Annotated in this window: 16 protein-coding genes; 12 read left to right on the forward strand and 4 right to left on the reverse strand. The window is 67.0% G+C overall.

What is annotated here, in order from left to right; genetic code table 11:
- Nucleotides 1-101: 101 nt before the first annotated feature.
- The 9 genes from M9980_RS04995 (at nt 102) to M9980_RS05035 (ending at nt 9859) form a co-directional block, all read left to right on the forward strand.
- Nucleotides 102-1658: an NADH-quinone oxidoreductase subunit M gene (locus tag M9980_RS04995; RefSeq protein ID WP_250754065.1), complete on the forward strand. Its 1557-nt coding sequence runs from the start codon at nt 102-104 to the stop codon at nt 1656-1658.
- Nucleotides 1658-3100, forward strand: a complete 1443-nt coding sequence (nuoN, locus tag M9980_RS05000; protein ID WP_250754068.1) for an NADH-quinone oxidoreductase subunit NuoN — start codon at nt 1658-1660, stop codon at nt 3098-3100. The genes M9980_RS04995 and nuoN overlap by 1 nt, the downstream gene beginning before the upstream one ends.
- Complete coding sequence (locus M9980_RS05005) at nt 3100-3798, forward strand: biotin--[acetyl-CoA-carboxylase] ligase (protein WP_250755070.1); 699 nt, start codon at nt 3100-3102, stop codon at nt 3796-3798. The genes nuoN and M9980_RS05005 overlap by 1 nt, the downstream gene beginning before the upstream one ends.
- Nucleotides 3799-3895: 97 nt before the next feature.
- On the forward strand, nt 3896-4666 hold the full coding sequence (locus M9980_RS05010; protein WP_250754071.1) for a type III pantothenate kinase: 771 nt from the start codon (nt 3896-3898) through the stop codon (nt 4664-4666).
- A gap of 109 nt (nt 4667-4775) precedes the next feature.
- The gene (locus M9980_RS05015) at nt 4776-6422 is read left to right on the forward strand and encodes a ribonuclease J (protein WP_250754074.1); all 1647 of its coding nucleotides are present in this window, start codon (nt 4776-4778) and stop codon (nt 6420-6422) included.
- A gap of 251 nt (nt 6423-6673) precedes the next feature.
- Complete coding sequence (locus M9980_RS05020) at nt 6674-6946, forward strand: DUF1467 family protein (RefSeq protein ID WP_250754077.1); 273 nt, start codon at nt 6674-6676, stop codon at nt 6944-6946.
- Between the two features lie 102 nt (nt 6947-7048).
- Complete coding sequence (recA, locus tag M9980_RS05025; protein WP_277998315.1) at nt 7049-8122, forward strand: recombinase RecA; 1074 nt, start codon at nt 7049-7051, stop codon at nt 8120-8122.
- A 160-nt stretch (nt 8123-8282) separates the two neighbouring features.
- Entirely contained in the window at nt 8283-9236 is a 954-nt protein-coding gene (locus M9980_RS05030; RefSeq protein ID WP_250754079.1) for a class I SAM-dependent methyltransferase, read from the forward strand.
- Nucleotides 9233-9859, forward strand: a complete 627-nt coding sequence (locus tag M9980_RS05035) for a glutathione S-transferase family protein (protein ID WP_250754082.1) — start codon at nt 9233-9235, stop codon at nt 9857-9859. Before M9980_RS05030 ends, M9980_RS05035 begins: the two co-directional genes overlap by 4 nt.
- Before the next feature lie 16 nt (nt 9860-9875).
- Here the strand turns inward: M9980_RS05035 and M9980_RS05040 are convergent, their stop codons facing one another.
- The gene (locus tag M9980_RS05040; protein WP_250754085.1) at nt 9876-11201 is read right to left on the reverse strand and encodes a dicarboxylate/amino acid:cation symporter; all 1326 of its coding nucleotides are present in this window, start codon (nt 11199-11201) and stop codon (nt 9876-9878) included.
- 77 nt (nt 11202-11278) lie between these two features.
- On the opposite strand from M9980_RS05040, the gene M9980_RS05045 reads away from it, so the two are divergent.
- Together M9980_RS05045 and alaS are read left to right on the forward strand one after the other, a co-directional pair.
- Nucleotides 11279-12532: a M24 family metallopeptidase gene (locus M9980_RS05045; protein ID WP_250754087.1), complete on the forward strand. Its 1254-nt coding sequence runs from the start codon at nt 11279-11281 to the stop codon at nt 12530-12532.
- A 201-nt stretch (nt 12533-12733) separates the two neighbouring features.
- The gene (gene alaS, locus M9980_RS05050; RefSeq protein WP_250754088.1) at nt 12734-15379 is read left to right on the forward strand and encodes an alanine--tRNA ligase; all 2646 of its coding nucleotides are present in this window, start codon (nt 12734-12736) and stop codon (nt 15377-15379) included.
- A gap of 22 nt (nt 15380-15401) precedes the next feature.
- Here the strand turns inward: alaS and M9980_RS05055 are convergent, their stop codons facing one another.
- On the reverse strand, nt 15402-15935 hold the full coding sequence (locus M9980_RS05055) for a hypothetical protein (RefSeq protein WP_250754089.1): 534 nt from the start codon (nt 15933-15935) through the stop codon (nt 15402-15404).
- A 99-nt stretch (nt 15936-16034) separates the two neighbouring features.
- Entirely contained in the window at nt 16035-17807 is a 1773-nt protein-coding gene (locus M9980_RS05060; protein ID WP_250754090.1) for a cation:proton antiporter domain-containing protein, read from the reverse strand.
- 32 nt (nt 17808-17839) lie between these two features.
- On the opposite strand from M9980_RS05060, the gene M9980_RS05065 reads away from it, so the two are divergent.
- Nucleotides 17840-19051 carry an FAD-dependent oxidoreductase gene (locus M9980_RS05065; protein ID WP_250754091.1) on the forward strand — a complete coding sequence of 404 codons (1212 nt, stop codon included), beginning with the start codon at nt 17840-17842 and terminating at the stop codon, nt 19049-19051.
- A gap of 60 nt (nt 19052-19111) precedes the next feature.
- Here M9980_RS05065 and M9980_RS05070 read toward each other — a convergent pair whose 3' ends face one another.
- Nucleotides 19112-20335: an NADP-dependent isocitrate dehydrogenase gene (locus M9980_RS05070; RefSeq protein WP_250754092.1), complete on the reverse strand. Its 1224-nt coding sequence runs from the start codon at nt 20333-20335 to the stop codon at nt 19112-19114.
- Between the last annotated feature and the right edge of the window lie 112 nt (nt 20336-20447).

Below are 20447 nucleotides of genomic sequence, written 5' to 3' on the forward strand. Positions count from 1 at the left end.
GAAGGGCTGTCCTTCTTTGTGCCTCGCAAAGATGCGTTAGAGGAAGAAGGGCAGGGCTTCGACAAGCTCAGCCCGAACGGTTTTGGTGGCGGGGAACGATAATGACCGGTTTCCCCATCCTCACCGTCATGCTCGCGGTGCCGCTGTTCGCGGCGATCGCGTGCCTGTTCGTGAACGCCGCGACCGCGCGTTGGCTGGCGCTCGGCGCCACGTTGATCGACTTCGCGCTCGGCGTCCTGCTGTGGGCGAATTTCGACACCGCCGGCTCGGCCGCGCAGTGGCAGTTCGTCGAATATGTGCCGCTGTTCGGCCGCTTCGCCTACGCGCTGGGCATCGACGGCTTCGCGCTGATGCTCATCATGCTCAGCGTGTTCCTGATGCCGATCTGCATCGGCGCGTCGTGGGACGCCATCAAGGAGCGTGTGCCCGAGTATATGGCCGCGTTCCTGCTGACCGAAGTGCTCATGATCGGTACCTTCGCGGCGCAGGATCTGCTGCTGTTCTACGTGTTCTTCGAAGCCGGCCTGATCCCGATGTACCTCATCATCGGCATCTGGGGCGGTGCGAACCGCATCTACGCGTCGTACAAGTTCTTCCTGTACACGCTACTCGGCTCGATGCTGATGCTCATCGCGATGCTGTGGATGGCAAGCCCGCTGGGCGCCAACACCACTTCGATCCCCGAGCTGATGAACCACGATTTCCCGGTCCACGCGCAATACTGGCTGTGGCTAGCGTTCTTCGCGTCGTTCGCAGTCAAGATGCCGATGTGGCCGGTGCACACCTGGCTGCCCGACGCGCACGTGCAGGCGCCGACCGCGGGGTCGGTGATCCTGGCGGGCGTGCTGCTGAAGCTCGGCGGCTACGGCTTCCTGCGCTTCTCGCTGCCGATGTTCCCGGAGGCGTCGTCGGCGCTGGTCTGGCTCGTGCTTGGCCTGTCGGCGGTCGCGGTGGTCTATACCAGCCTCGTCGCGCTGGTGCAGTCGGACATGAAGAAGCTGATCGCCTATTCCTCGGTCGCGCACATGGCGATCGTCACGATCGGCCTGTTCGCCTTCAACCGCCAGGGGATTGAGGGTGCGATGACCGTCATGCTCTCGCATGGCCTGGTTTCGGGCGCGCTCTTCCTGTGCGTCGGCGTGATCTACGACCGGCTGCATACCCGAGAGATCAGCCGCTACGGCGGCGTCAGCATCACCATGCCGCGCTACGCCGTCCTGTTCCTGCTGTTCACGATGGCGTCGATCGGCCTGCCGGGCACGTCGGGCTTTGTCGGCGAGTTCCTGAGCCTTGCCGGCACCTATCAGGTCTCGACCTGGATCACGCTCGTCTGCACCACCGGCATCATCCTCGGCGCGGCGTACATGCTCTACCTCTACCGCCGCGTTGCGTTCGGGGAGATTGTCCATGACGACGTCCGCGCGATGAAGGACGTGTCGGCGCGCGAGATCGCGCTGCTCGCGCCGATCGCCGCGGTGGTGCTGTGGATGGGCGTCTATCCCGAAAGCTTCCTGAAACCGATGCGCGCCGACGTCGGCCTGTTGCTCGCGCGGATCGACCGCGCGACGCCGGTCGGTGACTCGCGCCCGACGCGCGGCAATCCCGCCGCGGCGCCGGCCCATCATGCTGCTCCTGCCGCGCACGCGGAGGCGCACTGATGACCGACAACCTCCTGATGATCCTGCCCGAACTGGTGCTGACGATCGGCGCGCTGGTGCTGATGCTCGTCGCCGCCTGGGGCGGGCAGGCTTCGACCCGCGCGGTCAGCTGGACCGCGGTCGCCGTCCTCGCCGGCGCCGCGATCAGCTTGGGCGGCCCCGCCACCAGCGGCGCGACCGCGTTCGACGGCCTTTACCGCGCCGATGCCTTCGCCGGGTTTGCCAAGATGCTGATCTACGGCGCCACCGCCGTCTCGATCATTATCGCCCCCGGCTTCTTCGCACGCACCAGCGGCGATGATCTGCGCCCCGAATACCCCGTCCTGATGCTGCTTTCGGCAGTAGGCATGGGCATGATGGTGTCGGCGGGCGACATGCTGTCGCTCTACGTCGGGCTCGAGCTCCAGAGCCTCGCCGCCTACGTTCTCGCCAGCTTCATGCGCCGCGACACCCGCTCGGCGGAGGCAGGCCTCAAATATTTCGTGCTCGGCGCGCTTGCCAGCGGCATCCTCCTCTACGGCATCAGCCTGGTGTACGGCTTCTCGGGCTCGACCGGTTTTGACCAGATCGCCGCGGCCTTCGCCGCCGAGCGGTCGACCGGCTTGACCGTCGGGCTGGTGTTCGTGTTCGCCGGTCTCGCCTTCAAGATTTCGGCGGTGCCGTTCCACATGTGGACGCCCGACGTGTACGAAGGCGCGCCGACCCCAGTCACCACCTTCTTCGCCTCCGCACCAAAGGTCGCCGCGGTCGCGCTCGCGGTGCGTGTCGCGATCGAGGCAATGGGTCCGGCGACGGTCGACTGGCGCCAGATCGTGATCTTCGCCAGTCTCGCGTCGATCTTCTTCGGTGCGGTCGCGGCGATCGGCCAGACCAACGTCAAGCGGCTGCTCGCCTATTCGTCGATCAACAACATCGGCTTCGCGCTGATCGGCCTGGGCGCCGGCACGCCGGAGGGCGCCGCCGCGGTGCTCAGCTACATGGCGGTCTATGTCGTGATGACGCTCGGCAGCTTCCTGGTCGTGCTCCAGATGCGTGGGAGCAACGGCCAGCCGATCGAGACGATCGCGAGCCTGTCGGGCCTGTCGCGCACGCGGCCCGCGCTGGCTGCGGCGCTCGCCATGTTCATGTTCTCGCTCGCCGGCATCCCGCCGCTGCTCGGCTTCTGGCCGAAGCTCGCGGTGTTCTGGGCGGCGACCAATGCCGGCTTGTTCGGCTTCGCGGTCGCAGGGGCAGTGGGATCGGTGGTCGGCGCCTATTATTATCTGAAGATCATCAAGACGATGTACTTCGACGCGCCCGCCAACGAAATCGCGAAGGGCGGCGGCAGCGCCGTCGAATATGCGCTGATCGGCCTTGCCGCGCTGTTCATCTCGCCGCTCGGCTACCTGCTCATCGCACCGCTCGCACCGGTCACGGCGGCAGCCGCAGGGTCGCTGTTCTGATCGAGGTCGCCACCGTCGCCGCGACGGGATCGACCAACGCCGATGTCCTCGCGCTCGCCGCCACCGGCGCGCCCGAGGGCATGTGGCTGCGTGCCGAGGCGCAGACCGCGGGGCGCGGGCGGCAGGGCCGCGACTGGGTGTCGCCGACCGGCAACCTCTACGCCACCACGCTCGTCCGCGTCCGGCCCTCCGATCCGCCCGCCGCCACCCTCGCGCTGGTCGCCGCGGTCGCGCTGCAGGAGGCGATTGCCGTCCACGGCGCCGACGCCCGGATCAAATGGCCCAACGACCTGCTGCTGGCCGGCGCCAAGCTGTCGGGCATCCTGCTCGAGCGGCAGGGCGACGCGATTGCGATCGGCTTCGGCGTCAACGTCGCGCATCATCCCGCGCTCGCCGACCGCGCGACGACCAGCCTCGCCGACCACGCAATCCACGTCGACCCGGCGGTGCTGGTCGAGACGCTGGCCGAGGGTTTCGCCCGATGGCTCGCGCGCTGGCGCGGGGAGGGGATCGCCCCCGTGCGCCACCGCTGGCAGGAGCGCGCCCACCCGGCAGGCACCGCGCTGACCGTCCGCCTGCCCGACGGCACCGCGCTCGACGGCCTCTTCGACCGGCTCGACGGCGACGGCGCGCTCATCCTGCGCTTGGCCGACGGCACCAGCCGTGCCATCCACGCCGGCGACGTGTTCCTGCTGTGACCGCTCCGTTCGTTTCGAGCGCAGTCGAGAAACCGCAGCAGGGCGCGCCACAACCGTGTCTCGACGACGCTCGACACGAACGGAAGGATTGAGATCCATGCTGCTCGCGATCGACGCCGGCAACACCAATGTCGTCTTCGCGGTGATGGACGGGCGCGAGGTCCGGGCGCGCTGGCGCATCGCGACCGACCCCAGGCGCACCGCCGACGAGTACGTCGTCTGGCTGAGCCAGCTGCTGACGCTCGAGGGGCTCGACCGCGCCGACATCACCGGCGTCGTCATCTCCACTGTCGTCCCGCGCGCGCTCCACAACCTGCGCATGCTCGCCACCAAATATTTCGCCAGTGAATCGCTGGTGGCGGGTGAGGGGGGCTGGCCGCTCACCCTCGACGTCGACGAGCCGCAGAGCCTCGGCGCCGACCGCGCACTCAACGTCATCGCCGCGCACGATGCGTACGCCGGCGACCTGATCGTCGTCGATTTCGGCACGGCCACCACATTCGACGTCATCGACTATTCGGGCGCCTACAAGGGCGGGATCATCGCGCCCGGCATCAACCTCAGCCTCGACGCGCTCGTCACCGCCGCCGCCAAGCTCCCGCGCATCGCCATCGAGGCGCCCGACGACACCAGCGTCATCGGCCGCAACACCACGCAGCAGATGCAGATCGGCATCTTCTGGGGCTATGTCGCCATGATCGAGGGGCTGGTCGCGCGCATGAAGGCGGAGGTCGGGCGCCCCGTCACCGTCCTCGCCACCGGCGGTCTGGCGGTCCTGTTCGAGGCGCATACCGCCGTCTTCGACCATGTCGAACACGATCTCACGCTGACCGGGCTGGCGATTCTGTGGGAACGCGCCCATATATGATGTCTAGCGCCGGCGCTCCGCCGGTGCCTCCACACATCCAGCGCGTTTCCCCTCCACCCCTGGAGGCAACCCGGACAGGGCCGGAACACGCGAGCAAGTACAGGACATAATGACAAAACCTACCAACGAACTGCTCTTCGTCGCGCTTGGCGGCTCGGGCGAAATCGGCATGAACGTCAACCTCTACGGGTGCGACGGCAAATGGCTGATGATCGATTGCGGCATCTCGTTTGCCGATCCGGACTATCCCGGCATCGACGTGCTGCTGCCCGACCTCAGTTTCATCGAGGATCGCCTCGACGATCTGCTCGGCATCGTCATCACCCACGGGCATGAGGATCATATCGGCGCGCTGCCGTATCTTGCCGCCGAACTCGGCGTGCCGATCTACGCCTCGCCCTTCACCGCGGGCCTGATCCGCGAGAAGCTCGACGAGGAGGGCATCACCAAGCAGGTGAAGCTGCGCATCATCAAGGAGGACCAGAGCTTCAAGCTGGGGCCGTTCGGCATCAGCTACGTGCCGCTCGCGCATTCGATTCCTGAGGGCAATGCGATCCTGCTCGATACGAAATACGGCAAGATCCTGCACACCGGCGACTGGAAGATCGACGATTCGCCGCTACACGGCTCGGCCTCCACCGCCGCGGAACTGACCGCGGTCGGCGACCAGGGCATCTTCGCGCTCGTCTGCGATTCGACCAACGTCTTCAATCCCGAAGCCTCGGGCAGCGAAACCGACGTCCGCGCCGGCCTCGACGAGGTCGTCGCTGCCGCCAAGGGCCGCGTGCTCGTCACCACCTTCGCCTCTAACGCCGCGCGCCTCGCGACGCTGGGCGAGGTTGCCAAGGACACCGGTCGCAAGCTGGTCGTCGCGGGCCGCTCGCTCGACCGCATCACCCGTGTTGCAAAGGCGGCGGGCTATCTGAAGGGCTTCCCCGAGACGGTCGACTGGGACACCGCGATGCGGCTTCCGCGCCACGAAGTGCTGATCGTCGCGACGGGCGGGCAGGGCGAGGCACGCGCCGCGCTCAACCGCGTGTCGGAGGGGACGCACCCGATCAAACTCGACCGCGGCGACACCGTCGTCTTCTCGTCCAAGCAGATTCCCGGCAACGAACGCGCCATCGGCGACATCCAGAACCGCCTGGCGGCGATGGGGGTGGAGATCGTCACCGATCGCCAGGCCTTCGTCCACGTGTCGGGCCATCCCGGCCGGCCCGAGCTGCTTCAGATGTACCAGTGGATTCGCCCGCAGTTGGTGATGCCGGTTCACGGCGAGATGCGGCATTTGTCCGAACACGCCCGCTTCGCCATCGACAGCGGCGTGCCGGGGGCCGTGCTGCAAAAGGACGGCGACATCATCCGCCTGGCGCCGGGCACCCCGCAGAAGATCGGCGAGGCGACGGTCGGTCGTCTTGCGATTGACGGCGACGTGATCCTGCCCGCCGACGGTCCGACGATGAACGAACGCCGCAAGCTTGCCGCGTTCGGCCAGATTTCGGTGGCGGTCGCGATCAACAAGGCGGGTGCGCTGGTCGGCGATCCCGACGTCCGGTTGCAGGGCATTCCGGTCGAGGAGGAGCGCGATCCCTTCATCGACGAGGCCATCGATGCCGCCGAAGCCGCGCTGAAGGGTGGCAAGGCCGGGCGTGACCGCGACAAGATCCGTGAAGCCATCCGCCTGTCCGTCCGCCGCGTCGCCACTCGCTGGACCGGCAAGAAGCCGGTCGTGGACGTCCTGCTCGTCGAAGTGTGAGGCCAAACCGCTGACGCCAACCTGTGCCCCGGCGAAGGCCGGGGCCGAATTGCCTCCACGCGGCGCGAGGCGGCCGCGGCTTCCAACGCGATCATCCCCGCACCGTTGGTACTGAGCGAAGTCGAAGTACATGATCAAGGCATGCGCCTCGACTTCGCTCGGCACGAACGGTAGGTTTTTCGGACTGGTGATTCCGCCTTCCCGCGCGACGCCCTTCCTTCCCGCCCACGATTCGAGCTAACGCGGTCGCCATGAAATGGACCTCCGCGCTCGCCATCTACATCCTGTTCTGGGCCTTCTCGGTCTTCCTCGTCCTGCCCTTCGGCGTCCGCACCGCCGACGAGGCCGGGACCGCCAAAATCCCCGGCCAGGCGGAAAGCGCCCCCCACATCTTTCTCGCCGGGCGCACCGCGTGGCGGGTGACGATCGTCGCGACGATCCTGTTTGCGCTGTTTTATCTCAACTTCGTGTTCGGGTGGGTGACCACCGACATGCTCGACTGGACCCGCTGGGGCGTCGACTGAAATAATTTATGTTCCACTCTTGTTCCTATGGAACAGATGCGGTACATGAGCCTCCACAAGCGTTGAACCAGGGCGCGTGATGCCCTAGCGATGGAGGCCACATTGGCAGCGAACCTGAAGGTCATCGACAGCAACATGGCAACCTCCACCACCGATCGTCAGAAGGCGCTCGACGCCGCGCTCGCACAGATCGACCGTGCGTTCGGCAAGGGCTCGGCAATGAAGCTGGGGTCGAAGGAAACGATGCAGGTCGAGGCGATCTCGACCGGCTCGCTCGGGCTCGACATCGCACTCGGCGTCGGCGGCCTGCCGCGCGGTCGCGTGATCGAGGTGTACGGCCCCGAATCGTCGGGCAAGACCACGCTCGCGCTCCACGTCATTGCAGAGGCGCAGAAGGGCGGGGGCACCGCCGCGTTCGTCGACGCCGAACATGCGCTCGACCCGGTCTATGCCAAGAAGCTGGGCGTCAACATCGACGAACTGATCGTGTCGCAGCCCGACACCGGCGAACAGGCACTCGAGATCGTCGATACCCTCGTCCGCTCGAACGCGATCGACGTGCTGGTGGTCGATTCGGTCGCCGCGCTGGTGCCGCGTGCCGAGATCGAGGGGGAGATGGGCGACAGCCACGTCGGCCTCCAGGCGCGGCTCATGTCGCAGTCGCTGCGCAAGCTGACCGGCTCGATCAGCCGCTCGCGCTGCATGGTCATCTTCATCAACCAGCTGCGCATGAAGATCGGCGTCATGTACGGCAATCCGGAAACTACCACCGGCGGCAACGCGCTGAAATTCTACGCTTCGGTCCGTCTCGACATCCGTCGCACCGGCCAGATCAAGGACCGCGAGGATATCGTCGGCAACGCCACCCGCGTGAAGGTCGTGAAGAACAAGGTCGCGCCGCCGTTCAAGCAGGTCGAATTCGACATCATGTACGGGGAGGGTATCTCCAAGATCGGCGAAGTCCTCGATCTCGGCGTGAAGGCCGGGCTCGTCGAGAAATCGGGCGCCTGGTTCAGCTACGACAGCGTCCGCATCGGCCAGGGTCGTGAGAACGCCAAGACTTTCCTCAAGGAAAACACCGAACTCGCCGATCGCCTCGAAAATGCGATCCGCACCCGCACCGAAAAGGTCGCCGAGGAGATGATGACCGGCCCCGATGCGGACGACGATCTCTGACCCTCATCGTTTCGCGGCGCATCGCCCAGCGCAGGGTATGTGTCGCAAGCTCCCGGAAAGGCCCGCCCAGACAGGCGGGCCTTTTCGCGTTTCGGGGCCAGCGCAATTCCCGTATTTCTGCCACACACGCACAAACTTCGAGAAATTGCAGGAGAGAGGCATGACGTCATCGACCGACTGGACCGGCGCGGTTGGCGACGTCTGGGCCGCCGAATGGCGCCGCACCGATCGCAGCCTCGCCGACCTGTCCCGCCACCTCGACGTCGCGATCCTCGCCGCCGCTCCACCACACCCGTTCCGCGCGTTCGACATCGGCTGCGGTGCGGGCGCCACCAGCCTCGCCCTCGCAACAGCGCGCCCGGACGCCACCATCATCGGCATCGATCTGTCGGAAGCACTGGTCGAGGTTGCGCGGTGGCGCGCTGATCATGTTTCGACAGAGGTCTCGACAGCCACCGTGCTCCCGCGCCGGCGGGAGCCTAGGGTAACGGAGCACCCCGCCTGTGGCTCTGGGCTCCCGCCTGCGCGGGAACACGGGATGGATGACCCAGCGCGGCTCAACTTCCAAACCGCCGACGCCACTCAAGCCGCCGCAGGCCACGCGCCGGTCGACCTGTTCGTTTCCCGCCACGGCGTCATGTTCTTCGACGACCCCGTCGCCGCCTTCACCGCCTTCCACGCCGCCGCGGCGCCCGATGCCCGCCTTGTCTTCTCCTGCTTCCGCGACTGGTCCCTAAACGCCTTCGCCGCCGAACTCGCCGCCGCGGTCGGGGGCCAGCCGCCGGTCCCCGGCGCCGGCCCGTTCGCCTTCGCCGCCCGAGATCATGTCGCCGCCATCCTCGCGACCGCGGGCTGGCGCGACGCCCAGGCCACGCCGGTCGATTTCGCCTACCGCGCCGGGGCGGGCGAAGACCCTGTCGCAGACGCACTCGGTTTCTTTCAGCGCATCGGCCCCGCCGCACCCATTTTGCGCGCCGCCGACCCCGCCGACCGCCCGGCCATGCTCGCCCGCCTGCGCGCCGTCATCGAAGCGCGTCGCAACGGCGACACGATCGACTTTCCCGCCGCCGCGTGGATATGGTCGGCAACCGCCCAATCAGGAGAGCGCCCGTGACCATCATCGTCCACCACCTCGAAAACTCGCGGTCGCAACGTGTGCTGTGGCTGCTTGAGGAGCTCGGCCTGCCCTATGAGGTGAAACGCTACGAGCGGAATCCCGCGACGATGCTCGCGCCCCCGGAACTCCGCAAGGTCCACCCGCTCGGCAAGTCGCCGGTCATTACCGACGGCGACCGCACCATCGCCGAAACCGGCGCGATCGTCGAATATCTGGTCGAAAAGGCCGACGGGCGCCTCGGCGCGCCCGGCCACCGCGACGGCCTGCTGCGCTACCGCCATTTCCTGCATTATGCCGAAGGGTCGCTCATGCCGCCGCTGCTGCTAAAGCTGGTGCTCGGCCGCATCCCGTTCCTCGGCAAGCGCGCGATGAAGCGGGTGCAGCCGATGATCGACGTCCACCTCGACTGGATCGAAAGCGAGCTCGCGAAGCGGCCGTGGTTCGCCGGCGACACCATGACCGCCGCCGATGTCATGATGAGCTTCCCGCTGGAGGCCGCACGCAGCCGCGGCGGCCTCGACGCCAGCCGCCCCGCGACCATCGCCTGGCTGGAAAAAGTCCACGCGCTCCCCGCGTACCGCAAGGCGCTCGAGGTCGGCGGCCCCTACGCCTATGCGTGAGGGGCCGCGCTGACGCTCACACCTTGTCGAAGCTGTCGACCGCCCGCGCCGGCCCATGTCCGCTGGGCGCCGCAGCGGTGACGATATCGGGTGACTCGATCGGATCGAGCCGGTCGCCCTCCCACTTCGCAATGACGGTCGCCGCCACCGCATTGCCGACCACATTGGTCGCCGACCGCCCCATGTCGAGGAAGTGGTCGATGCCCAGGATCAGCAACAACCCCGCCTCGGGAATGTCGAAGAACGCCAGCGTCCCCGCGATCACCACGAGGCTGGCGCGCGGCACGCCGGCGATCCCCTTGGACGTGATCATCAGGATCAGCAGCATCGTGATCTGATGCCCCAGCGTCATCTCGATGCCATACGCCTGCGCGATGAACATCGTCGCGAACGTCATGTAGATCATCGACCCGTCGAGGTTGAACGAATAGCCGAGCGGCAGCACGAAGCTGGCGATGCGCGGCGGCACCCCGAACTTGTCGAGCGCCTCCAGCGTGCGCGGATACGCCGCCTCGGACGACGCGGTGGTGAACGCCAGCAGCAACGGATCGCGGATGTAGCGCACCAACTGTCCCGTCCGCTTGCCGACGATCAGGAAGCAGACGCCGATCAGCAGGCACCACAGCAGCCCCATGCCGATGTAGAAGGTCAGCATGAAATAGCCGAGGTTGCCGATGATCTCCGGCCCCCGCTCGGCGACCGTGGCCGTCACCGCCGCGAACACCGCGAAGGGGGCGAACCGCATGACGTAGTTCGTCACCTGCAGCATCACCTGGACCAGCGCCTCGATCCCCTTCACCAGCGGCGCCGCCTTCTCGCCGACCGCGGTGATCGCGACGCCGATGAAGATCGAAAAGATGACGATCTGCAGGATCTCGTTGTTGGCCATCGCCTCGATTCCCGACGCGGGGAATACGTGACTGATGAAGACCTTCAGGTCGAACGCCGCCTTGTCGACGCCGCTCGCGGCGGTCGCGGCGGGGATTTCAATGTTCAGGCCCACGCCGGGCTGGAACAGGTTCACGAGGATCAGGCCGAGCGTCAGCGACATCAGGCTGGCGCCGACAAACCACAGGATGGAGCGCAGGCCCACGCGCCCCAGCGCCGCGGTGTCGCCCATGTGCGCAATGCCGACGACCAGGGTCGAGAAGACGAGGGGTGCGATAATCATCTTGATGAGGCGCAGGAACACCGTCGTCACGATCGACAGATAATAGCCGATGTTCTTCAACGTCTCCGCGCCCGCGGGCCCTTGCGCGCTGAAGATCGTGTTCAGGATCAGGCCGCCGACGATGCCGAGCACCAGTGCCGCGATGATGTAATAGGTCAGCCGCTTGGCCATGAATGCTCCGTGGTCAGATGTCGCGGACAGGGAAGGGGATTGCGGCGGCGCGGTCAAGCACCGTATCGAATGCAACCATGATCCTGACCCGCCGCACTATGCTCGCCGCCGCCGGCGCGCTGCCGCTTCTCGCCACGCCGGGCCTCCTCAGCGCCGCCGAACCCGATCTGTCCGACCTGAAGGACATGACGCGCGGCGCCGTGCCGATCGGGCCAGACGAACGCGCCGCTCGCATCGCCCGCGCGCAGGCGCTGATGCGCGCCAGTGGCATCGGCGCGGTGCTGGTAGAGGCCGGCTCGAGTCTCACCTATTTCACCGGCGTCCGCTGGGGCCGCAGCGAGCGGCTGACCGCGGCGGTGCTGCCCGCGCACGGCGAGGCCCTGATCATCACGCCGTTCTTCGAGGAACCCTCAGTCCGCGAATCGCTCGGTGTCGCCGCGGAAGTGCGCGTGTGGCAGGAGGATGAGGATCCCCTCGCGCTGGTCGCCGCCTTTCTGAAGCAACGCGGGCTCGCCACCCGCCCGGTCGGGATCGAGGAAACCGTGCGCTATTTCGCGGTCGATGGGCTGCGCCGCGCGCTGCCGGCGGCGCGGCTCGTCTCGGCCAACCCGGTCGTGCGCGGATGCCGCATGGTCAAGACGCCCGCCGAGATCGCGCTGATGCAGATGGCGACCGACGTCACCATCGCCGCCTATCGCTGGACATGGCCGCGGGTCGAGGTCGGTATGGCGAACACCGACGTCGGCGCGCTGATGTCGGCGGCCACGCGCAAGCTCGGCGGCAGCCCCGAATTCTCACTGGTGCTGATCGACGAAGCCGCCGCCCTGCCGCACGGCAGCCGTAGGCCGCAGGTGGTGAAGCCGGGATCGGTCGTGCTGATGGACTGCGGCTGCACCGTGCAGGGCTATCAATCCGACGTGTCGCGTACCTTCGTGAAGGGATCTGCGTCGCGCGAAGTCCGCAAGGTGTGGGACGACGTTCGCGCCGGGCAGGCGACCGCCTTCGCGGCGGCCCGGATCGGCGCTCCCGCAGGCTCTGTCGATGACGCGGTACGCGCGGCGTATGAAGCGAAGGGCTACGGGCCACGCTATCGCCTGCCGGGTCTGTCGCACCGCACCGGGCACGGCATCGGCATGGACGGCCACGAGCCCGTCAATTTGGTCCATGGCGAAACCACGCGCCTCGCCGCGGGCATGTGTTTCTCGAACGAACCGGGGCTCTACCTGCCCGGCAAGTTCGGGGTGCGGCTGGAGGATTGCTTCCACATGACCGCGACCGGGCCGAAGTGTTTCAGCACCCCGCCGACCTCGCTCGATGCGCCGCTGGGGTAGCGCGCGCCACTTTTCGCTGTCCTACATGGCGCGGCATGTGTCTGATGAGGGTATGGCTTCCGCACCGCTCCGGATCGTTATTCGCACACGCCCGACCGACGAGCGACGCAGAAAGTTCTCCTATGACGGCGATCCGCGGAACTTTCGGGGGCGCGCCCGCTGCCGCTTGAGCATCGGCACCCGCTCGCCTAAGTCGCGGCCATGACCTCGACTAACGACATCCGCCGCAGCTTCCTCGATTATTTCGGCAAGGCCGGGCACCAGATCGTCCCGTCCGCGCCGCTGGTGCCGCAGAACGACCCGACGCTGATGTTCGTGAATGCTGGCATGGTGCCGTTCAAGAACGTCTTCACCGGCCTCGAAACGCGCCCTTACAGCACTGCGACGAGCAGCCAGAAATGCGTCCGCGCAGGCGGCAAGCACAATGATCTCGACAATGTCGGTTACACCGCGCGGCACCATACCTTCTTCGAAATGCTCGGAAATTTCAGCTTCGGCGATTATTTCAAGGAGCAGGCGATCACCCATGCGTGGACGCTGCTGACGAAGGAGTGGGGTCTCAACCCCGACCGGCTGACCGCGACCGTCTATCACACCGACGATCAGGCGTTCGACCTGTGGCGCAAGATTGCGGGTCTGCCCGAGGATCGCATCATCCGCATCGCCACCAAGGATAATTTCTGGGCGATGGGCAGCGACGGGCCATGCGGGCCGTGTTCGGAAATCTTCTACGACCACGGCGATCATATCCCCGGTGGCCCTCCCGGCAGCCCGGATGAGGACGGTGACCGCTTCGTCGAGATCTGGAACCTCGTCTTCATGCAATTCGTGCAGGAGAACGACGTGCAGATCGGCGCGCTGCCGAAGCCGTCGATCGACACCGGCATGGGGTTGGAGCGCATTGCCGCGGTGCTGCAGGGCGTCCACGACAATTACGACACCGACACCTTCAAGGCGCTGATCGCCGAGAGCGGCGCGCTGACCCACACGACGACGACCGGCGACACCCAGGCCAGCCACCGCGTGATCGCCGACCATATCCGCACGTCCGGTTTTCTGGTCGCCGACGGCGTGCTGCCCGCCAACGAGGGCCGCGGCTACGTCCTGCGCCGGATCATGCGCCGCGCGATGCGCCACGCGCATCTGCTGGGGGCGAAGGAGCCGCTGATGCACCGCATGGTGCCCGCGCTGGTCGCCGAAATGGGTGGCGCCTATCCCGAACTCGTCCGCGCGCAGCCCGTGATCGAGGCGACATTGCTGCAGGAGGAAACTCGGTTTCGTCAGACGCTGTCGAACGGCCTGCGCCTGCTCGACGAGGCGACCGGGGCGATGGGTGAGGGCGATACGCTGCCCGGCGCGACCGCGTTCAAGCTCTACGACACGTTCGGCTTCCCCTATGATCTGACCGAGGACGCGCTGCGTCCCCAGGGCATTTCCGTCGATCGCGCCGGGTTCGATGCGGCGATGGCCGAGCAGAAGGCGGCGGCGCGCGCCGCGTGGAAGGGCTCCGGCGCCAAGGCGTCGGACGACGTGTGGTTCGACATCGTCGAGGACGCCGGCGCGACCGAATTCACCGGCTATGCCGCCGACACCGGTGAGGCGCAGGTCGTCGCGCTGGTGAAGGACGGTGCGCGCGTCGAGAGCGCGGCGGCGGGCGACACCGTCGAGGTGCTGGTGAATCAGACGCCGTTCTACGGCGAAAGCGGTGGGCAGGTGGGCGACGCCGGCACGATCGCCGGCGACAGCGTGACCGCGACCGTCACCGACACCCAGAAGCATCTCGGCAAGCTCCACGGCCATGTCGCGACCATCGACAGCGGCACGCTGAAGGTTGGCGATACCGTGAAGCTGGCGATCGATCGCGGTCGCCGCGCCGCAATCCGCGCCAACCATTCCGCCACGCACCTGCTCCACGCGGCGCTGCGCGAGCGGCTGGGCACCCATGTCGCGCAGAAGGGATCGCTGGTTGCGCCTGAGCGATTGCGCTTCGACGTGTCGCATCCCTCGGCGATGTCACCGGGCGATCTGGCGCTGGTCGAGAGCGACGTGAACGCGCAGGTGCGTGCCAACACTGACGTCACCACCCGGATCATGACCCCCGACGACGCGATCGCAATGGGCGCGATGGCGCTGTTCGGCGAGAAATACGGCGACGAGGTGCGCGTCGTGGCGATGGGCACCGAGGATGCCGGCCAGACCTATTCGGTCGAGCTGTGCGGCGGCACCCATGTCGGCGCGCTGGGCGAAATTGGCTTGCTCAAGATCGTCGGCGAAAGCGCGGTCAGCTCGGGCGTCCGCCGTGTCGAGGCGCTAACCGGCGAAGCCGCGCGCCAATATCTCGCCGATCGCGACGCCAAACTGCGCGAGGCGGCGGCGGCACTCAAATCCTCCCCCGACGAGGTGCCGGCGCGCGTCGCCGCGCTGGTCGAGGACCGCAAGCGGCTGGAGCGCGAGCTGGCAGAGGCGAAGAAGGCGCTGGCGATGGGCGGCGGCAGCAAAGGCGAGGGGGCCGGGCCGGAGCAGGTTGGCGACGTCACGTTCGTCGGCCAAGTGCTCGAAGGGTTCGAGGCAAAAGGCCTGCGCGGCGCGGTCGACGAGGCGAAAGCGCGGATCGGTTCGGGCGTCGCCGCGCTGGTGGCGGTCAACGACGGGCGCGCGACGGTGGCGGTCGGCGTTACCGAGGACATCGTCGGACGCTTCAGCGCGGTCGATCTGGTGAAAGCGGCGGTCGCCGCTGTCGGCGGGCAGGGCGGCGGCGGTCGGCCCGATATGGCGCAGGGCGGTGGCCCGGACGGCGACAAGGCAGCGGATGCGCTCGCTGCGGTGAAGGCGACGCTCGCCGCCTGAGGCAGCGAGCGTCGCTTCGCGCTTACTTGGCGGCAGCGGCTCCGCTGATCGCCGCATTGAACTGCTCGGCGGTCATGCCGATGATGACGCCCTGCGCGTCGAGCGAGAAGCCCGACTTGGGCAGGCGCACGTCGCCCTTGGCGGTGGTCAGCGTGACGAACTCCGCGTCGGCAGTCTTGATCGTGCCGACCTGGGTGCCGCCGTTCAGGCTGCGCACCGCGGTTCCGGCGACCAGCTTCGCCTGAAGATCGGCCTGTGCCTTCGCGGCCTGCTCGGCATAGGACGCCTCCAGCGCGGCCTTCGTCAACGCGATGATCGGCCCCTTCGGTCCGGGGGTCATCGACGCCAGCGGATAGCCGACCTTGGCCGAACCGGTGTTGATGACCGCAACGGCGCCGGAAATGCTCTCGATCGTGCCCACGGTCGCACCGGTCGTATCGACCACGGTAGCACCGACCGCGGGTGCAGCAGGGGTGACCTCAACCGATCCCGTTTGCGCGACGGCTGCAGGAGCCGCAGTCGCCGCGATGATAAGAGCAGGTACGAGAAACTTCATCGGAAACTCTCCAATAATGGTCTGAAATGCTGTCGTAACAACGATCTAAGCCGACATAGGGTTTCCCACCTTAATCAGTACTGTAGCGCCAACGCCGCGTCACGAAACCTCGTCTGTCCGCCGCAAACGCCGTATTCTGGGTTCGCGGTCGAGGCTCGCCTCGGCCTTGATCTGCTGGCGCATTTCGTCGCGCTTTTCGTGGATCGAGGCGATGACCGGCCCCATCGCGACCCCGATATCGACCAGCACCGCCTCCGACAATTGCAGCGAGCTTTCCAGCGTCTCCGGCACCGCATCGGTGACGCCGGCCTTGTAAAGCTCTGCGGCGTGGGTCGCATCGCGGGCGCGGGCGATGATCGGCAAGCTTGGTACCCAGGCGCGTACCCGTCGCGCGAGATTTACGGTGAGCACCGGATCGTCCATCGTGAGGATCAGCGCATCGGCATGGCCCAGCCGCAGCCGGTCGACCAGTTCGCTGCGCGCGACATCGCCGAAGATCACCGGATATCCATCGCGCCGCGCGGCGTTCACCCCGTCGATATCGGCATCGACCGCGACGAACGTCTTGCCGTGCACCTTCAGCATGTCGGCGACGGTGCGCCCGACCCGACCGAAGCCGATGATGACGGTGCCGGGGCGGTCGGCGTCGACCTCCGGATCGGCGATGCGCTCCTGCCGGTCGATCCGCCGCGCGATGCCCTGTCCCGCCTTGGCGAGCAGCGGCGTGATGGTCAGGCCGATCGCCGTCACCGTCGTCCAGAAGGCTGACGTCGTCGTCAAGATCAGCCCGGCCTGCGTCGCGACGCCCAGCACGATCAAAGTCGTTTCGGACGGGCTCGACATCAGGATGCCCGCCTCCGCCGCGGTGCCGGTGCGGGTGCCGTTGACCTTCAGCAGCGCGGTGGTGACGACCGATTTTACCAGCATCACCCCGACGATCGCCGCCAGCAGCCCCGGCCAGTTGGCGGCGACCAGCCGCAGGTCGAGCTGCATGCCGACCGTCAGCAGGAACACGCCGAGCGCCAGTCCCTTGAACGGCTCGGTCATCACCTCGACCTCTCGGGCATATTCGGTTTCGGCGATCAGCAGCCCGGCGAGCAGCGCGCCGACGATCGGCGACAGGCCGGCGGCGGTGGTGATGAGGCTCGCGACGATGACGACCAGCAGGCTGGCGGCCAGGAACAATTCGGGGCTCTTGGTCCGCGCGGCCTGCGCGAACAGGCGCGGCAGGACGAAACGGCCTGCCGCGAACAGGATCGCCACCGCGATCATGCCGCGCAACAGCACCGTCCACAGGCCGCCCAGGCCCGCTGCGCTCGCGGTCGGCGCCATCGCCCCCAGCGCGAAGATGATCGGGACGAGGGCCAGATCCTCGAACAACAGCATCGCGAACGCCGGCCGCCCGACCCGGCTGGCCGTCCCGACCAGCGGCAGGACCAGCGCAGTCGATGACAGCGCCAGCGCCAGGCCGAGCCCGATCGACCCCGCCCACGCCTGGCCCAGCAGGTGCAGCCCGACCCCGATGATCGCCGCGGAGCCGAGCAATTCGAACGCGCCAAGCCCGAACACCAGCTGGCGCATCGCCCACAGGCGCTTCAGCGAGAGTTCGAGCCCAATCGAAAACAGCAGGAGGATGATGCCGAATTCGGCGAACGGCTCGATCGAATGCGGGTCGCTGATGGTCAGGTAATAGAGCCACGGCGCCTGCGGCACGAGCGTACCGAGCCCCGCCGGACCGACGAGGATGCCGACCAGGATGAAGCCGATGACGGGGCTGATCCGGAACCGCGCGAAGGCGGGAATAACCAGCCCCGCCGCGCCCAGGATTACGAGTGCGTCGGAAAAGCCATGATTGCCGAGATTGAGCGCCATGCGTGTATTAGGGGCAGGCGGAAGGATTTGTCATGACCCAAACGGCACCCGATGCGGATATCGTCATCGCCGGTGGTGGGCCGGCGGGCATGATGGCGGGATTGCTGTTCGCGCGGGCGGGATTGCGCACGATCGCCCTGGAAAAGCACGGCGACTTCCTGCGCGATTTCCGCGGCGATACCGTCCATCCCTCCACTCTCGACCTGTTCGACGAGCTGGGGCTTCTCGACGCCCTGCTCGAACAGCCGCACGACCGGGTCGAAGACGTGGGCGCCGTCATCGCCGGGACATCCTATCGCGTCGCCGATTTCCGCCACCTGCCGGGCCGCGGAAAGTTCATCGCGATGATGCCGCAATGGGATTTCCTGAACTTCGTAGCGGCGCAGGCGCAGCGTTATTCCGGGTTCGAGCTGCGGATGAATGTCGAAGCCATCGGCCTGATCGACGACGGAGGCCGGATTGCCGGGGTCACGACGGCGAGCGGAGAGACGATCCGTGCACGCCTGACGCTCATCGCCGACGGGCGAACCTCAAAGTTGCGCGCGGCGGCGGGGCTGCCGCTTGAAGATCTGGGCGCGCCGATCGACGTCTTCTGGTTTCGCGTCCCCAAAGCACCGACCGACGGCAACGCCACGCGCGGCTATATCGCGAGCGGGGAGATGGTCGTGGCGATCGATCGCGGCGCGTATTTTCAATGTGCCCGCGTGATCGGGAAGGGGAGTGCCGAGCGCATCCGCGCACGTGGCCTCCCGGCGTTTCGGGAGGCCGTGTCGCGCGCGGCGCCGGTGACGGCTGCGGGGATCGGCGCCTTGCGCGACTGGGACGACATCAAGCTCTTGAGCGTGTCGCTCGATCGCCTGACGCGCTGGTCGCGGCCCGGCCTGCTTGCGATCGGCGATGCGGCGCACGCCATGTCGCCGGTCGGCGGGGTCGGCATCAACCTGGCGGTGCAGGATGCCGTCGCCGCAGCGAACATCCTGGCCGCCGCAATGGCGCGCGGTGATGATCCTGACCCGCTGCTTCCGCGGATTCGGGCGCGCCGGATGCTGGCGGTGCGCGTGATCCAGGGGCTGCAGCGCGCGGTCCATCGGCGGGTGATCGGCGCGGCGCTCGGCGGGCGGGTGGATAGCGCGCCGTGGCCGGTGCGACTCCTCGATCGGATACCGTTGCTGCAGCGGATCCCGGCGCGCGTGCTCGGCTTAGGCGTCCGCCGCGAGCATATCCGCTCACCCGCCGCCCGATAAACGAAGGGCCGCCGCGACACATGATCGCGACGGCCCCGGAAAAGCGCTATCCTCGATGGCTTACTGCCAGCTGCCCATTTCCTTCTCGAGATTGGCGCGTACCGCTTCGAAGAACTGCTCAGTCGTCATCCACGGCTGGTCCGGGCCGATCAGGATCGCGAGGTCCTTCGTCATCTGGCCGTTCTCGACCGTCTCGATGCAGACGCGCTCCAGCGTCTCGGCAAAGCGGGTAACCTCGGGCGTGTCGTCGAACTTGCCGCGGAACTTCAGGCCACCGGTCCACGCGAAAATCGACGCGATCGGGTTGGTCGAGGTCGCCTTGCCCTGCTGGTGCTGGCGGAAGTGGCGGGTGACGGTGCCGTGTGCGGCCTCAGCCTCGACGGTCTTGCCGTCCGGGGTCATCAGCACCGACGTCATCAGGCCGAGCGAGCCGAAGCCTTGGGCGACCTGGTCCGACTGCACGTCGCCGTCGTAGTTCTTGCACGCCCACACGAATTCGCCGTGCCACTTCAGCGCGCTGGCGACCATGTCGTCGATCAGGCGGTGCTCATAGACGATATTCGCGGCCTTGAACTGGTCCTTGAATTCGGCCTCGTGCACCTCCTCGAAGATGTCCTTGAAGCGACCGTCATAGGCCTTCAGAATCGTGTTCTTGGTCGACAGATACACCGGCCACTGGCGACCGAGGCCATAGTTGAGCGAGGCGCGGGCGAAGTCGCGGATCGATTCGTCGAGGTTGTACATGCCCATCGCCACGCCCGCGGCGGGGAAGTCGAACACGTCCTTCTCGATGACCTGGCCGTCGTTGCCCTGCCACTTCATGGTCAGCTTGCCGGCACCCGGCACCTTGAAATCGGTCGCCTTGTACTGGTCGCCGAAGGCATGGCGGCCGACGACGATCGGGTGGGTCCACCCCGGGATCAGGCGCGGCACGTTCTTGATGACGATCGGCTCGCGGAAGACCACGCCGCCCAGGATGTTGCGGATCGTGCCGTTCGGCGACTTCCACATCTCCTTCAGGCCGAATTCCTCGACGCGCGCCTCGTCGGGGGTGATCGTGGCGCACTTAACGCCCACGCCATACTTCTTGATCGCCTCGGCCGAATCGACCGTGATCTTGTCGTTGGTCTCGTCGCGCTTCTCGACGCCGAGGTCGTAATAATCGAGTTCGATGTCGAGGTACGGCTTGATCAGGCGCTCGCGAATCCATTCCCAGATGATGCGCGTCATCTCGTCGCCATCGATTTCCACGACGGGCGTCTTCACCTTGATCTTGGTCGCCATGCTGCCTGTTCCTTGAGAATCTGGGGAGGTTGCCGCAGGCTCCTAAGCGGCGCCACGTGAACGATCAACCGTTCGCGGCGTTGTCAGGGCAGGTCACCCCGGCTAGGCACTG

The sequence above is a fragment of the Sphingomonas donggukensis genome (genome assembly GCF_023674425.1).
Taxonomy (GTDB): domain Bacteria; phylum Pseudomonadota; class Alphaproteobacteria; order Sphingomonadales; family Sphingomonadaceae; genus Sphingomonas; species Sphingomonas donggukensis.